Source organism: Mesorhizobium sp. WSM4820 (assembly GCF_055811075.1).
In genome coordinates, this window is the sequence record NZ_JBVVQN010000023.1 from 96,768 (window position 1) to 110,073 (window position 13,306).

Below are 13,306 nucleotides of genomic sequence, written 5' to 3' on the forward strand. Positions count from 1 at the left end.
GCCACACGACCACTTTCGATGACCGTCAACAATCGCAAGGTCGGTCCGTTCGACGTACCTGACGATCTCATGATGATCGACTTCCTGCACGAATATCTCAACCTTACGGGCTCGCGGCTTGGCTGCGGCCAAGGCATCTGCCACGCCTGCGCGATCATTCTCGATGGGCCGGAAGGAAGTTCCCGCGAGATCCGCAGCTGCATCACCGGAGCGCATTTCTTCAAGGGCAAGTCTGTCCGCACCATCGAAGCGCATGCCGAACGCGACGCGAATGGCGATGTCGTTCGGCTCTCCGCGATTCAGCAGGCCTTCGTCGAACGTTTTTCGTTCCAGTGCGGCTATTGCACGCCGGGCTTTGTCACCGGTGCAACCGTGCTGGTTGAGCGTCTCAAAGAGAAGCCGGTCCGCAGGGCGGATGTCGAACGCACAATCGAGCAGGCGCTTGCGCCGCACATTTGTCGTTGCACCGGTTATGTCCGTTATTATGAGGCGGTCCGTCACGTGATCCTGAGCAGGCCCGGCCTGGTACAGGGCTGAGGTCCGGCGATGAGGCGGTTCCTGGATATTTGGCCTGCGGCACGCATCAGGTCGACGTGCAGCACGGGCGTTTCTGTTTCCGGCACCTGGGCGTGTCCCTTTTGCTCGCCGCGATACGGTCAAATAGTTCCCGTCCGTGCCTGCGCTTGCGCGGCACGCCTCGCATTGCGGTTCATTACGCTTCCTATGTCGGTGTGCTTGGTCAAGCCTTGTTTGAGCGACAGCGCATCCACATCCATCATCGCGATGAAACCGCGCTTCAGGACTGCCGACCAGCGTTTCCAGTTGCGTCGCGCTAGATGCTTTTCCCGACAAAGCCACGGTGACCGGCGCGTTCATACAAAAAGGACAGCAGGCAGCCCTGCACAGCTCACGCCCTCTTCCTCGCCGAACCCAAGGCACTGTTGATGGCAACTTCCATCTCCTTGCAGCTCTGCACGACCGCCCCGAAATCCGGCGCGTCTGCGGCTGTGATGCCGCTTTCCTGCATGATGCGGTAGTCCTTCTCCAGTTCTTTCAAGGCGGTGCCAGAAGGCACCATAACGATCTCGCCGGAGACCGCCTTGCCGTAGTCCACGATCTGGCCGTCCTTGTCCTTCTCCTTGAAGAAAAATGACTTGTGGCGCGCGACCTTCCTCGCGAGCTCCGCGTCTTCGAGCGCAGATGCCCAATGTTTCGACTTGTAGATATAATGGAGATCATGCCAGTGCCTCGAGAAGCGGTCTTTCTTGAGGTTCTGCTGAAGACAATAAACGTGAGCCGCTGTCGCCTTCTCCCAAAAGGTGCGCTCCACCGCCATCGCGTGGACCGACGCGGTCGGAAACACGAGACCTGTGTTCGCCTGAGCCGCATCGCAAATTATTGCGTGTTCTTCGGCCGGCCGACCTGTGGACCGAGCGCCGAACTCCAAGAGAACCGATGAGCGAACGTAAGAGTGACCATCGAAACGACTCTCAAAGTCGACATTGAGCGTTTCCGAGGAATTATAGGCCAAGGTCACCTTGATGCCCTTGTCGGCCATGGCTCGCGCCATCATCGGAGCGAATTCGCCCTTAATCCACTCCGGCAAGCGCTTCCTGACCATCTCAGTTAGTTTGCTCGCCTGCGATCCGCTCGGAGGAATGCCGTCCTCATCAAAGTTCCCACCATCAAGGAACTTTGTCATGTCATAGGTCAGATCCAAATCTTCAGAGAATCTGTCAATCAGCCGATAGACTTTGGAAAGCGAAGTACCCCCTTTGAAATACAGGAGGTCCCTAAATGCGGAGGTGTAGACAGCGTCAAGCGTCGCGACGACCATGATATCCTTTTCAAGGATATGCGGCTCGCGTCCCAATGTTGCCGAAGCGGCCAGAAGAGCGTCTCTTTGCTGGCCACGTTTCAAATCGAAGAAGGATTCACCGCTCATTTTCTGCTTTCGAGATCGCCGTATGGAGCCAAGCGGGCACTTTCGCCTTGAGGGCGACTACGCGAGTCCATTCCTCGGGGGTCAGTCTGTTCTTGAGCAATTTCGCGTAGTGGACACCGTTAGCTCGGCCAAGGTGCGCGATTGCCCGGATGGCTTCGCCCGACCTGTTCTTTGGCAGGCTCGTGATCCAAGCGGGCGCGTGCTTGAGGCGTATTGTGCGGCGGCCAAGTTTCAGGTTCTTCGACTTTCCGGTCGTGAGAAAGACTTTTTGAACCGGAACTTGTGTCGTCAGGCCCAGCTGGTTCGCCGCCGTAGCACCGGAATTGACGACCTTCTCACCTGACAAGGAAGCGTACGACTTCACGATGGCTTCCGCTTCCGGCAGCACATATCCATACGGCGTCTTCCTTGAGGGCGTGTACATTCCTCTGTAGACGCGCGCCAGTTCGCCCTTTTTCGCAAGTCTGCTCAGAGCTTGATCGGCTGCCGCACGGTTTCCAGAGCCAACGAATTCCTTCGAAGTGAGCAAAGCACCTTCCTTGGCTCTTTTCGTACGCATTTGAACCGCTCGCGTGACCTCTTCCATGGCATTAGCTCCTGTCAGAGAGAAGATTCGAGTTTCTGACCGAATTGGCTCCTATCATATTGAATTGCAAAGAAACAGATCAAGATAGGCTATGGCCAAATCTGGACGCTATATCCCACCCAAATTATGACGCGGCCTGCCTGTCCAAACGGGACGTCTGGCATTGAGCTTTTGGAACGGGATCAGGCTGCCGCAGGTCTTCGACCTTCCTGCATGGATGAATGAGGCATCCGGGTAAGGCGACTGCGGAAGATGGCCCGAGTCATTGCCGCCCTCGCCCGCAACTTCAGGCCCGACGAGGTTGCCGATGATCGGCAGCTCCATTTCGGGGCCGCGGCTCAAGGGTTTTTGGGAATCAAATCGCGACCATCTTACGGCCGCACCAAAGTCGAAATCGGTCAATTCAGAATCCGAGCTTCAGCGTCGGATCCACAGTTTCCCGTGTTTTCCTGAAGGTCTCGGCGAAGTTGTCTTCCAGAGCCACGTTTGCACGCAAATTCAACGAGCTCGGTATCAAATGTCAATCCGCTTCGAGCTTTGGCCTTCTTAATTAGATCAGCACTCACCCGTCCCGCAATCCTGCCGTCCTTCTCAGCGCGCAGGCCGATTCTTCCGCCCTCTGCAGGACGGCGTTAATCCTGGCCAAGCGACGCATCTGCAATTTCTCAGCCAGTTTGGGAAAGGTTCTCGTCCGCTTGCCCACCGACCCTTGGCCGCGACGCATACGTACAGCTATCTTCGTCATCGGGGTTCCTCGCAGGTCCCATTAACAAAAATCGATTTTAGACAACATAGCCGGCGAGTGTTGCCAGCATCGCGCCAATTCGAAGATCGGTGAGGCCTTGACCCTCGCCAGCACCTGACATGCTTTCTATAAGCAACTTGCGTAGGGATCGCGTGTGCAGCTATGATATCGAACTCATTGTGGACGCTGACATTTCGGAGGACCCTGCCTCCTCTTTGATGTCGTCTAGCCCGATGGCGTGCTTCAGCTATTGGGGGACGTGGAGATGGGCAGCAACCATCTGGTTGTCCGTGACCTGCATATCGGGGGCGATGCCCAGGTCCAATGGGGTTGATCCAAATTGCGCAAGCTCGGTCGAGTGATCGCGGAGAAGCTTAATGTCGACTACATCGAAGTTCATGGAGCGGTTCGGACAACGGGTGCGAACCCGGGACGTCGTCCGGGTGTCGTCAGGCTCTCCCGTCCGGCTGAGCCTCAGCTTTCTACACGGCGCGAATACTCCTGAGGCTGCTCGGGTTCTTGTCAGGAGACAGCTGCCGCTGAGGACGGCCCATGCGGTACTCACGGAAATGGTCGATCACGGCAAGGCGTTCGTAACTGTTCCTTGCGTCGACGACCTGCGGGCACTTAAGGACGAACTCTCGTCCGCAGGAGTGATCGCGAAGGTTCATGCGCCGCGGCCGATAAGCGTTCGCGAAGTTCGGGATCGCACCAAGCTGTCCCAGGAGGCGTTCTCCGTGAGGTATGGCCTCGATCTGGCAACGCTTCGGAACTGGGAGCAAGGTCGCTCGGAACCGGATGCAGCGGCGAATACTCTCCTTTGGACCATCGCCCGGAATCCGGAGGCAGTCGAAAAATCGCTCGACATGGAGGACGAAGTGGCGGCGCCGTCTCCCTAGTAGTCTAAGTCTAGGTAGAGGACTGTCGGAACGGCCACTCCATCGCGCCGCTACTCGGGAGCCAACGCGATGGCCGGCCGCCGGACGGGAGGCAACGTCAGGATCCGCGAGATGAGCGGATCCGGCCTGCTGTAGCGCCTTTCCGTCAGCCGTTTCTCGCCTGACCGCCGCAGTGCCAGAACGGGCCGCCCCGCCTTCCGACGCGTGTAGTGGCCCCGGTCACTCAGCAAGAAACTCGATTTGTTTTCGCGCTGAATATATGCACAGGAAATCAGCATCTTTATGTTGCGCTATATGGCTATCGAAGAACGCAAATATCCCGGCGAGCTAGCGTCGCCACAGCAGGTTCACGAGCTGGCAGAGGAAAACCGCAAGGCGGCAAACCACCTCCTTGAGCTCGGACGACCCGGCAAGCCGCTCACCAGAGCGCCGTTCAGATTGGCGGCGATTCATGCGATCGAACTCCACCTGACCGCGCTTTTGCTCCATCGTGGGCACAATCCCAATCAGATCCGCAAACTGCAGCACGACCTGTCGAGACGCACGGAGCACGCACTGGAGGCGGGCCTGCGCCTTCGCGCGAAGACGGCCAAGCATCTCCAGTCCCTTAGCCAGAACCGGGAATATCTCGTCACCCGCTACGGCCCGGAACGGGCCGCCACCGCCTCGCAGATAAACCGCCTCACTGCCACCCTTGAAGAGGTGGCGGCAAAGGTCAGTGCATTGATCGCGCTGCCCGCGAGATTGCAGCAGGCAGATCCAGCTGCCTCCGGGGAGGTTCACGGCCGGGATTCAGCGGCCTCCTGGTCTGCTTCGACAGTTAGTCCAATGACATGATGCACCAGGAACACGTCGACTAGGTACGCAGCCTCGTCCCGTGAAATCGGTAACATGTCTGCCGTGATTTCATTATCGATATAGGACTCGGCGTCCCAAAGGGTGCGAGTCAGCTTCTCGTTGTCCGGCTCAATCCGCTCAACGACCCTTTCGAACGCGGCGTTGGCAGCCTCGATAAGCACAGTACGGTCGGCCCCGGCGACTGGCAGGGACGCAATAACGGCATGGGAATCCATGACGAACGTTTCCTTCTGGAGTGGCGGTCTCTTGCCTCAGCATTTTCGGTCGCCATGCCGACGCTGGTTCTCGCTGGGGTGGCTCGTCGAAGCGCCAGGCGCCACCTTGTGCTCACATGCGCAGCCGCAGGATACGCGAGAATTCGGCAGATGCAATCCAAGGTGACATCGTCGAGCACGGCAGCGCCAGGGACAGAACAGTGTCGGCGCAGTAGGCGAAAGGCGGTCTCCGAGCTTTAGCTTCCCGCACGAAGCGATCTGGAACCAAGCCTGATCTCCGGAGCCGCCGTCGCGCGTCCCGTCAAGCGCAGGCGCGCGCACTCCGCAAGGGCTTGAGCGGAGCGTCCCTTGAGGACGAGCACGGCTGCGCGAGGGACAGAGCGCGTCGGAGGCGGAGCGGGAGCGGGTTCAGGCGGCCTGATCCTTGGTGTGTCCAGAGCGTCTTCTTTGGTCGGCCGCTTACGCTGTTCCTGGGGGTGGCAACCTGGCCCTATCCTTGTCGAAAGCAAGGAGCTAACGGGATTAAGCCTTCCGGTTTCGGCACGCGTTGTCTAGTCGGCGGATAGATGAGTGTTGTGATGTCTGCTACAATCGAAAAGTAGAGTCGAGGGGGGCGACAATGGTTGAAGTGTTCCGCGGAAGGAGCGGTAAACTCGAACACGAAGGGGCCGCGCTCGGTAGAGTCCATGCGCAGGCAAATCACCGCAAGGCGTTGGGGTACTGGCTCGGGTTCTTGAAGGGCGTGATGGCCAGCGAGCGGGTCGAGCGGGCGGAGATGCCGCCACTCAGGGTCGAAGCTGAGCAGTTCCTGTCCCTTCTTCACGACGATGATGCTGCCGAGCTCATCCGCGATCTGGATATTTGGGGTAACGCACCCGAAGAGATCTACGCCGTCCTTGAAACAATAATCGGCATACGCTCACGGGAGTTTGTCGCAGCTGACGACAAGGACGAAGTCAACGAGTTCTACGGATTCTGTGCCGGTATCGCCTGCGACAACTCCATCACGCCAGCAGAGGTCGAAAAACTGCTGTCCAGGTTGGACTCGAGTGTGGTCCTGCGCAGAGACAGCCGCGTGGCAACTCTCGGAGAAACTGCCAGAAGGTCTTTTGCTGACGGTCGCATAACCGCCGACGAGGCAGAAGACATATGCGGGTGGATTGCCCGTCTTGTCGGCGACAGCGCGACAGACACGGGGCTGCCTACCTTCGGCAATGTGGGTGTCATTGACGGCGCCTTGGAGGATGCAAGCCAGTTCGTGATTCCGAGCCGGATGTTCGTCCTCACGGGGAAATTCGCCATCGGCCCTCGAAAAGTAATCGCTGCGATGATTTGCGAACGCGGCGGTGATTGGAAGGACACCGTCTGCGGCCAGACCGACTACCTCATCGTCGCGGCCGAAGCGTCTCGGGACTGGAAGCACAGCCACGAAGGCACGAAGATCATCAGGGCAATGGAGCTTCGCGAAAAGGGAGGTCGGCCGCATCTGGTTCTTGAACCGATGCTGGCCAAAGCGTTGGGTTTCTGACCGCCTCCATCCGGCAAACGGAAAACCTATTGTCTTGGAGGTGCGGCTTCAGAGCCTAGTCGTCGGAAGCGCGGAGCTGAACACCTGAGCCTTAGTGAATCGTGATACGGGTGTCTGGGCGCTCGCCACACTTTTCTGACAGTTTTAAGGCGAGCAGCGGCGGCACCTGCAGGAACAATATCTCCCGCAGGATCGCGGCACCGTCGTGCTTCACTGGTTCACCGGAAGCAAAAGCGAGGCTCGACGTGCGGCGATGCTCGGCTGCTATTTCTCCGTCAAAGCCGAGATGACCCGTTCGGATCGCGGCCGCTCTCTCGCCTGCACTTGCCCATCGATCTGATGGTGACAGAGACAGACGGCCCTTTCACTGCCAAATGTTTTCTGGCAACGAGAGAATTTTGAAGTTTCGTAAACTATCGGGACCAGTTGGACGATTTTGCACCTCGCGGCCTCCCGGCGGCTGCTTGACGCTCGTTAAATACCGTCGCGCAACATATATCACGCATCCTGGACCGATGCCATCCAACCGCAAGGGAGCACCGCCCGGACTGCCCGCCCCTTGATCAAACCCTGCGTTCTGGTTATATTACTGGAAATATGTCGGAGGCAACTATGGGCAGCTCGCAAAAACGCGCCATTCAAAACTATCGATCTCGCCTCAGCGAGCGCGGCTTGGCGCGCTTCGAAGTGCTTGGCCGCGATGCTGATCGCGACCTCATTCGATCTTTGGCTCGCCGCCTGGCCGAAGATGGGCCGGATGCCTCTAGCCTGCGCGCTGCTGTCAGCCAGACCATCGCGGGCGAGCCACCCAAGCCTGGCGGGATCCTCGCCGCATTGCGTCGTTCGCCGCTGGTGGGAGCTGACCTCGATCTTTCCCGCCCCCATGAAGAGGGACGGAAGATCGACCTGTGACAGGCTACCTCCTCGATACCAACATCATCAGCAATGTCGTCAAATCGCAGCCGTCGGAATCGCTCCTGGCATGGATGTCGAGACAGCGTGACGAGGATTTGTTTATCGCTTCGCTGACCGTTGCGGAAATTCTTCGCGGGGTTCTGGAGAAGCCGCGCGGGAAAAAACGCGACGCACTTGAAAAGTGGTTCTCTGGGCCTGAGGGGCCGCCGGCGCTGTTTGCGGGCCGCATCCTCTCGTTCGACGACAAAGCCGGGCTGATCTGGGCGCGGCTGATGGCAGGAGGAAAAGCGGCCGGCAAGCCGCGCAGCGGGCTCGACATGATCATCGCCGCTGTCGCCGGAGCGAACGAGTGCGTGCTGGTAACGGATAACGAAAAAGACTTTGCCGGGCTCGAGGTCGTCAATCCGATACGCGGAGCGGTCTGATGCGGCGGGTCAAGAAATGCTCGGGAGGGTAAGATGACTGAACTCAGATAGAGTGGACAGACTCCACTTGGAACCCGGTCGCAGGGTGCTCGATCGTTACGGCAGGCTGCACCCATTGTTATGCAATGGAGATGGCCAGACGGCTTGAGGCCATGGGCATCGCGAAATATGCGGGGCTTACCCGTAAAACGGGAAAGCGCACGGTGTGGAATGGCGTGGTGCGGGAAGACCGCGAGGCGTCGTCGTCGAAGGTGAAGGACCGGCTGAGAATCCAGATGTCGTAGAAGTCCTTCATCCTGCTATTCGCCCGCCCCAGCGCCACCATCGCCTGATATTTCTCGGCAATGACAGTTTCCCGCGCATAAGCCCGCAGCCGGGGCATGGGAAGTCGAGCATGGAAGGATAGTCCAGCTCTTCGGCACCAGGCTCCAGCGCATCGCCAAAGCCGATGTCGATCGTCAGGCTGACCCGGGCGCCGCTGATCGAGGCCGTCGTCCGCAGCCTGAGCCCACCATACTCCAGCTCCTCGCGTATGCGGTCGACCCGGAGTGCGTCAGCGTCGAACTCGACGCCATCGCCGGCGTCCTGCGCCAGGACCTCCCGAAAGGTCGCCAGCATTGGCTCCGCGCTCGGATCGCCAAAATCCAGCAGGTCAAGGTCGCGGGTGCCGCGGTGCGGATCATCGAACCAGCTCATCATCAGCATCGCGCCTTCAGCACGAAACGGTCGGCGTGGGGTGACTGGCTAAGCCGGAAAAGCAGCCGCTCGAGGGCGAAGCGGGTCAGAACCAGATCGAAGCTCTGGCCACTTACCTTGGCGAGTTGCAGCAGACGTGCGCGCACCGAGGCGCCGATGTTCTTGATCTCTTTAGCCATTGGCAGTCAGCGCCTCGATATACGGCCGGATGACCGTGGCGACACCGCCACGCTCGGACTGCCTGGCAATTTCGCCGGGCGTGGCCTTGCGCTGGCGAAGCGCTTCCTGGAGGCCCTCGATCGCCACCGACAGGCCGATCTTGTTGCGATATCGGAAACAGTCCGCGATTGTTGTGACAACCCCAAAGACCTTTACGGTCACGCCCTCGACAACATGAGTTTCGACGCTGTCGTTGAGCAGACTTTCGGTAAAACGCACGATGCGAATGGGTGTGCCGTTGGGTTTGGGAGCCCAGTCCTTCTGGCCGATGGCCAGCCATACCTGTCTCGGAAGCTAATCGGTCAGCTGGTGGAATGCCAGGGCTGACACAAGGCAGACAACGCCTTTGGGTACGCGCTTGGCAGCCTCGGCTAGGCTATGATTGGCGTCGAGCGGCGCATCGGAGAGCTGGTAGAGGCCGCGTGCGAGCCGGAGCACCTCCCCATCCCGTTCCATGCGACTCATCGTGGCCGCTGTTACGCCGGCGTTGCGCAGCTCCGCGAGACGCGCGATTCCGCGCACTGTCAGAAGTGCGTGGGCGATTTGGCGCTGGGGAGCGGGCTCTGGCATTGATACGAAATCTCGGGACTAAGGGGTTACAGTCCGAGGATTTGTATCACTTGTTGAGAATCAATGAAGCCAATCGTCAGCTGCATTGAGCCTTGCGCCGCAGCCATGCTTTGAGTTCGCCGTGGACGGCGGCGACTTCGAGCAGGATATTGGTTTCCCTGGGATGTGGCCATCGGGATAGAGATCGGAGCCATGGACAACATGGATTTTTCATCCCCGTCGATGCTGAGCGTCCTGCCCATCGCGCGGGGACCAGCGCATGAAGGCCTCGGCCGTTCGCCGCATCTTCGCAAGCCGGCCTTACCGCGCAGCCGCCGTTGTGCTGGGGCGCATCCTAGCCGGTATGCACGTGTCGCAACAGATCCTTCAAAGAAAATCGCGGACTTTTAGCACTCTAAACCGCTGAGAATATGTACGTTGAGCCTGTCATTTGGGCCGCGGGTCGAGACCGTGGCGTATCGGAAACGATCTGCGATGCGGTCGGGCGTATTGACCTCGCCGGACGGCAAGATTGCCTCTGAAATTAGTGGGAGGACGCCAAATGGACGAAGTCAATACAAGGAGTGCCGGCCGATGGTGACACTGGTCATGCGCCTAAAGGCCGCGGCTCATCTTGATCGACTTCGAATCCTGGGACTTTGTGCGCATGCGGACCTAACCGTCTGCGAGCTAGCAGAAGTTCTGAGTCTGTCTCGCGAGCACGTGGTCGCACACGTCCGCCAGCTCGCCAGAGCCGGCTTTCTTCTCGGCAACGAACAGCGCCCCTGGCCTTCGTACCACCTCGAAGCAGGAGGCTCGGACGGCGGCTTGGTTCAATTGCTGGTTGATCTCCTGCCCCACGGCGATGGCCATCACACACAAGACCTACAGCGCCTGGAGGCGATACAGGGGGCGCGGTCCAAGGTGGCCGCCTGCTTGTCCTGAAACTTAGTCCCAATGGAGCACGAAGCTGATATGAACAATTCGACTGGCGGCGCCATCGCGGAGCCTGACACTTACGGGTGGCCTCACCTGGCTGCCGTAGATTCTCGCGTTCACGAGCTGCTTTTAAGACAGGAGCGCCAGGAGCGGACGACCCTCAAACTTATCGCCTCCGAGAACTTCGCGTCCTCGGCGGTGTTGGAAGCGACCGGGTCTATTTTCACCAACAAGTATGCCGAGGGATATCCCGGCGCGCGCTACTACGCCGGAAACGAGATCGTCGATGAGCTTGAGAACCTCGCCATCGAGCGATTGAAGGCGCTATTCGGCTGTGAACACGCCAACGTGCAGCCTTATTCCGGCTCGCCGGCCAATCAGGCTGTCTGTCGAGCGCTGTTGTGTCCGGGAGACAAGATGATGGGCTTGACGCTCCCCGGCGGCGGGCATCTGACTCACGGTTGGGTCGTCAACTTCTCCGGCACTGACTATCAGCGAGTTCCGTACGGGCTGCACGACAAGACGCAGCAGATTGACCATGACCGCTTGCGCGAGACGGCCAAACGGGAACGACCGAAGCTCATTTGGGTCGGCGGAACTGCTTATCCGCGTATCTTTGACTATGAGGCAATGGCCGAAATTGCTTCCGAGGTGAACTCCTATCTCGTGGCCGACATCGCCCACATCACCGGCCTCGTTGTCGCAGGAGTGCATCCGAATCCTGTTGGCCATTGCGATGTGGTCACCAGCACCTCTCACAAGTCGATCCGCGGCCCCCGCGGTGGCTTCATATTGTCAAGGAATGAGGACCGCTATCAGGCGCTCTATCATTCCAAGAGCAAACACAATCTGGCCAAACGCATAGACCGTGCCGTGTTCCCTCTCCTCCAGGGCGGACCGCACATGAATACGATTGCCGCGCTAGCTGTCGCTCTGCACGAAGCAGGGAAGCCGTCCTTCCGTGTGTACGGTCAGCAGATCGTCAAAAATGCCAAGGCGCTGGCCCAGGCGCTTCTACAGCGAGGTTATGAGCTCGTCACGGGGGGCACTGACAATCACATGCTGATCCTTGATCTTCGGGACCGGCCGCTATCCGGGAAAGCCTATGCCGAGCGCTTGTCGCAAGCGGGCATCATTACGAATTTCAACATGGTGCCGGGCGACCGGCGCCATCCCGCGCTCACCAGCGGCATACGCTTAGGCACGCCAGCAGTGACGTCTGTGGGCATGCGCGAGGCGGAAATGGTGCAGATTGCCGCTTTCATCGACCTGGTCTGTCGCCAGCCCGATGATTCGGACGTGCATGCCAGGGTGCGCAGAGACGTTGCCGACTTCTGCGCTGCGTTCGACGTGCCTGGCATCTCCGACAGGTAAGACGGCCAGATCAACTGTCACATCCAATTCCAACGTTTGAAGCGAGGACATTCCATGACCAGACAATTCGTGTTCTCTTCCGAATCCGTCGGCGCGGGACATCCCGACAAGATGGCCGACAATATCTCAGATGGCGTCCTCGATGCGATCCTCCGCAAGGATCCTACGGCTCGTGTTGCTTGTGAAGCGTTGGTGAAGTCAGGGATGGTCGTTCTGGCTGGCGAGATCACCAGCGACGCGCAGATCGACTACAGCCAAGTTGCCCGCGATATCATCTTGGACATTGGATATGACGACGATGCGATCGGCTTTGACGGCCGGCGTTGCGCCGTGATCTTGGCCTTGACCGAGCAGTCGCCTGACATCAGCCAGGGCGTCGACGAGGGACGAGGGCAGGATCTCGAGCAGGGAGCGGGGGATCAGGGTCTCATGTTCGGGTACGCGTGCAACGAGACCGAAACATTGATGCCGTTGCCAATCCAACTCGCTCACGAATTGACAAAAAAACAGGCAGAGGTGCGCCAAACCGGACGCCTTGGCTGGCTTCGCCCGGACGTTAAATCTCAAGTGTCCGTCCGTTATGAGGGTTTGCGCCCGGTAGCGCTTGATACCATAGTCCTGTCGACGCAGCATGACGAGGAGGTCTCACAAGCCACAGTCCGCGAAGGCGTCATTGAGGAGATCATAAGGCCGGTCTTGCCCCACGACTTGGATACGACGGGGATAAGGTTCCTGGTCAATCCAACAGGCCGGTTCGTGGTCGGTGGGCCGCGCGGCGACTGCGGGCTCACCGGACGCAAGATCATCGTCGATTCCTACGGTGGGATGGGGCGTCACGGCGGCGGCGCCTTTTCGGGCAAGGACCCGTCCAAGGTTGATCGCTCGGCCGCCTATGCGGCGCGGTACGTCGCAAAAAATGTCGTTGCAAGCGGCCTTGCGGATGTCTGCGAGGTTCAGCTTGCCTACGCGATCGGTGTGGCCGCGCCGGTGTCTATCCTGATCAATACCTTCGGAACCGCAAAGATCGACGAAAAAAGGATCGAGCGCGTCGTTCTTGAGCTTTTCAATCTCCGACCGAAAGGCATCATCAAGATGCTTGATCTCTTACGCCCAATATACCGCAAGACCGCGACATACGGACACTTCGGCCGCGAAGAGCCGGAGTTCACGTGGGAAAGGACGGACAGAGCTGAGGACCTGCTGCGTGAGGCAGGACCGGCAGCAGCGTGATGCGCCGAGTTGGATGCAGCGGCATACGGCAACTCCATTCCACACCTGCAAAAACCCGCCCGCGCCCGGCGCGGCAGAGGGTGGGTTTTTGGCGGAGATATGAATAGATGCCGAACTATGACGTGCTTTGTATCGGTAATGCCATTGTCGACATCATCGCCCAGTGCGACGAGGCATTCCTTG

14 protein-coding genes and 3 pseudogenes are annotated in these 13,306 nt (G+C 59.1%); 10 read left to right on the plus strand and 7 right to left on the minus strand.

Going from position 1 to position 13,306, the window contains the following annotated elements:
* The first annotated feature begins 18 nt into the window (after positions 1 to 18).
* On the plus strand, positions 19 to 537 hold the full coding sequence (locus AC0L2R_RS28735; RefSeq protein WP_082982644.1) for a (2Fe-2S)-binding protein: 519 nt from the start codon (positions 19 to 21) through the stop codon (positions 535 to 537).
* 370 nt (positions 538 to 907) lie between these two features.
* Here the strand turns inward: AC0L2R_RS28735 and AC0L2R_RS28740 are convergent, their stop codons facing one another.
* The 3 genes from AC0L2R_RS28740 to AC0L2R_RS28750 form a co-directional block, all read right to left on the minus strand.
* Positions 908 to 1,945 (minus strand): nucleotidyl transferase AbiEii/AbiGii toxin family protein, encoded by a 1,038-nt coding sequence (locus tag AC0L2R_RS28740; protein ID WP_065010966.1) that lies wholly within the window; start codon positions 1,943 to 1,945, stop codon positions 908 to 910.
* A complete protein-coding gene (locus AC0L2R_RS28745) occupies positions 1,935 to 2,531 on the minus strand; it encodes a DUF6088 family protein (RefSeq protein ID WP_065010967.1) in 597 nt (198 codons plus the stop codon). The genes AC0L2R_RS28740 and AC0L2R_RS28745 overlap by 11 nt, the downstream gene beginning before the upstream one ends.
* A gap of 108 nt (positions 2,532 to 2,639) precedes the next feature.
* Positions 2,640 to 2,933: a hypothetical protein gene (locus AC0L2R_RS28750; protein ID WP_245430182.1), complete on the minus strand. Its 294-nt coding sequence runs from the start codon at positions 2,931 to 2,933 to the stop codon at positions 2,640 to 2,642.
* Between the two features lie 720 nt (positions 2,934 to 3,653).
* On the opposite strand from AC0L2R_RS28750, the gene AC0L2R_RS28755 reads away from it, so the two are divergent.
* The gene (locus tag AC0L2R_RS28755; protein WP_141246647.1) at positions 3,654 to 4,175 is read left to right on the plus strand and encodes a helix-turn-helix domain-containing protein; all 522 of its coding nucleotides are present in this window, start codon (positions 3,654 to 3,656) and stop codon (positions 4,173 to 4,175) included.
* 282 nt (positions 4,176 to 4,457) lie between these two features.
* The gene (locus tag AC0L2R_RS28760; RefSeq protein WP_245430183.1) at positions 4,458 to 5,012 is read left to right on the plus strand and encodes a hypothetical protein; all 555 of its coding nucleotides are present in this window, start codon (positions 4,458 to 4,460) and stop codon (positions 5,010 to 5,012) included.
* Here the strand turns inward: AC0L2R_RS28760 and AC0L2R_RS28765 are convergent.
* Positions 4,955 to 5,248 carry a hypothetical protein gene (locus AC0L2R_RS28765; protein ID WP_065010972.1) on the minus strand — a complete coding sequence of 98 codons (294 nt, stop codon included), beginning with the start codon at positions 5,246 to 5,248 and terminating at the stop codon, positions 4,955 to 4,957. The two genes, AC0L2R_RS28760 and AC0L2R_RS28765, sit on opposite strands and share 58 nt — an antisense overlap.
* Positions 5,249 to 5,867: 619 nt before the next feature.
* Between AC0L2R_RS28765 and AC0L2R_RS28770 the strand changes: the two genes are divergently transcribed.
* From AC0L2R_RS28770 to AC0L2R_RS28790, 5 genes and pseudogenes are all read left to right on the plus strand, one after another.
* The gene (locus AC0L2R_RS28770; protein ID WP_473512907.1) at positions 5,868 to 6,776 is read left to right on the plus strand and encodes a BRCT domain-containing protein; all 909 of its coding nucleotides are present in this window, start codon (positions 5,868 to 5,870) and stop codon (positions 6,774 to 6,776) included.
* Positions 6,777 to 6,981: 205 nt separating this feature from the next.
* Complete coding sequence (locus AC0L2R_RS28775) at positions 6,982 to 7,116, plus strand: hypothetical protein (protein WP_473512908.1); 135 nt, start codon at positions 6,982 to 6,984, stop codon at positions 7,114 to 7,116.
* A 272-nt stretch (positions 7,117 to 7,388) separates the two neighbouring features.
* On the plus strand, positions 7,389 to 7,688 hold the full coding sequence (locus AC0L2R_RS28780) for a hypothetical protein (protein ID WP_082982646.1): 300 nt from the start codon (positions 7,389 to 7,391) through the stop codon (positions 7,686 to 7,688).
* Complete coding sequence (locus AC0L2R_RS28785; RefSeq protein WP_065010975.1) at positions 7,685 to 8,116, plus strand: PIN domain-containing protein; 432 nt, start codon at positions 7,685 to 7,687, stop codon at positions 8,114 to 8,116. Before AC0L2R_RS28780 ends, AC0L2R_RS28785 begins: the two co-directional genes overlap by 4 nt.
* Before the next feature lie 47 nt (positions 8,117 to 8,163).
* A pseudogene (locus AC0L2R_RS28790) lies at positions 8,164 to 8,355 on the plus strand (DUF5131 family protein); the annotation flags it as partial.
* Here AC0L2R_RS28790 and AC0L2R_RS28795 read toward each other — a convergent pair.
* From AC0L2R_RS28795 to AC0L2R_RS28805, 3 genes and pseudogenes are all read right to left on the minus strand, one after another.
* Positions 8,355 to 8,991 (minus strand): annotated as a pseudogene (locus AC0L2R_RS28795) (nucleotidyl transferase AbiEii/AbiGii toxin family protein); the annotation flags it as partial. The pseudogenes AC0L2R_RS28790 and AC0L2R_RS28795 sit on opposite strands and share 1 nt — an antisense overlap.
* Positions 8,984 to 9,601: pseudogene (locus AC0L2R_RS28800) on the minus strand (type IV toxin-antitoxin system AbiEi family antitoxin domain-containing protein). The pseudogenes AC0L2R_RS28795 and AC0L2R_RS28800, both read right to left, overlap by 8 nt.
* A 669-nt stretch (positions 9,602 to 10,270) precedes the next feature.
* Positions 10,271 to 10,453 (minus strand): hypothetical protein, encoded by a 183-nt coding sequence (locus tag AC0L2R_RS28805; protein WP_065010976.1) that lies wholly within the window; start codon positions 10,451 to 10,453, stop codon positions 10,271 to 10,273.
* Positions 10,454 to 10,555: 102 nt separating this feature from the next.
* On the opposite strand from AC0L2R_RS28805, the gene AC0L2R_RS28810 reads away from it, so the two are divergent.
* The gene (locus AC0L2R_RS28810) at positions 10,556 to 11,893 is read left to right on the plus strand and encodes a serine hydroxymethyltransferase (RefSeq protein WP_473512914.1); all 1,338 of its coding nucleotides are present in this window, start codon (positions 10,556 to 10,558) and stop codon (positions 11,891 to 11,893) included.
* Positions 11,894 to 11,947: 54 nt separating this feature from the next.
* Complete coding sequence (gene metK / locus AC0L2R_RS28815) at positions 11,948 to 13,123, plus strand: methionine adenosyltransferase (protein ID WP_065010977.1); 1,176 nt, start codon at positions 11,948 to 11,950, stop codon at positions 13,121 to 13,123.
* Positions 13,124 to 13,306: the final 183 nt, after the last annotated feature.

What these genes read in the sequence shown, in the direction of transcription:
- AC0L2R_RS28810 (WP_473512914.1), top strand. Translation starts at nt 10,556, where the DNA reads ATGAACAATTCGACTGGCGGCGCCATCGCGGAGCCTGACACTTACGGG.
- AC0L2R_RS28770 (WP_473512907.1), top strand. Translation starts at nt 5,868, where the DNA reads ATGGTTGAAGTGTTCCGCGGAAGGAGCGGTAAACTCGAACACGAAGGG.
- AC0L2R_RS28765 (WP_065010972.1), bottom strand. Translation starts at nt 5,248, where the DNA reads ATGGATTCCCATGCCGTTATTGCGTCCCTGCCAGTCGCCGGGGCCGAC.
- metK (WP_065010977.1), top strand. Translation starts at nt 11,948, where the DNA reads ATGACCAGACAATTCGTGTTCTCTTCCGAATCCGTCGGCGCGGGACAT.
- AC0L2R_RS28760 (WP_245430183.1), top strand. Translation starts at nt 4,458, where the DNA reads ATGTTGCGCTATATGGCTATCGAAGAACGCAAATATCCCGGCGAGCTA.
- AC0L2R_RS28755 (WP_141246647.1), top strand. Translation starts at nt 3,654, where the DNA reads ATGTCGACTACATCGAAGTTCATGGAGCGGTTCGGACAACGGGTGCGA.
- AC0L2R_RS28780 (WP_082982646.1), top strand. Translation starts at nt 7,389, where the DNA reads ATGGGCAGCTCGCAAAAACGCGCCATTCAAAACTATCGATCTCGCCTC.
- AC0L2R_RS28745 (WP_065010967.1), bottom strand. Translation starts at nt 2,531, where the DNA reads ATGGAAGAGGTCACGCGAGCGGTTCAAATGCGTACGAAAAGAGCCAAG.
- AC0L2R_RS28740 (WP_065010966.1), bottom strand. Translation starts at nt 1,945, where the DNA reads ATGAGCGGTGAATCCTTCTTCGATTTGAAACGTGGCCAGCAAAGAGAC.
- AC0L2R_RS28805 (WP_065010976.1), bottom strand. Translation starts at nt 10,453, where the DNA reads ATGGCCATCGCCGTGGGGCAGGAGATCAACCAGCAATTGAACCAAGCC.
- AC0L2R_RS28735 (WP_082982644.1), top strand. Translation starts at nt 19, where the DNA reads ATGACCGTCAACAATCGCAAGGTCGGTCCGTTCGACGTACCTGACGAT.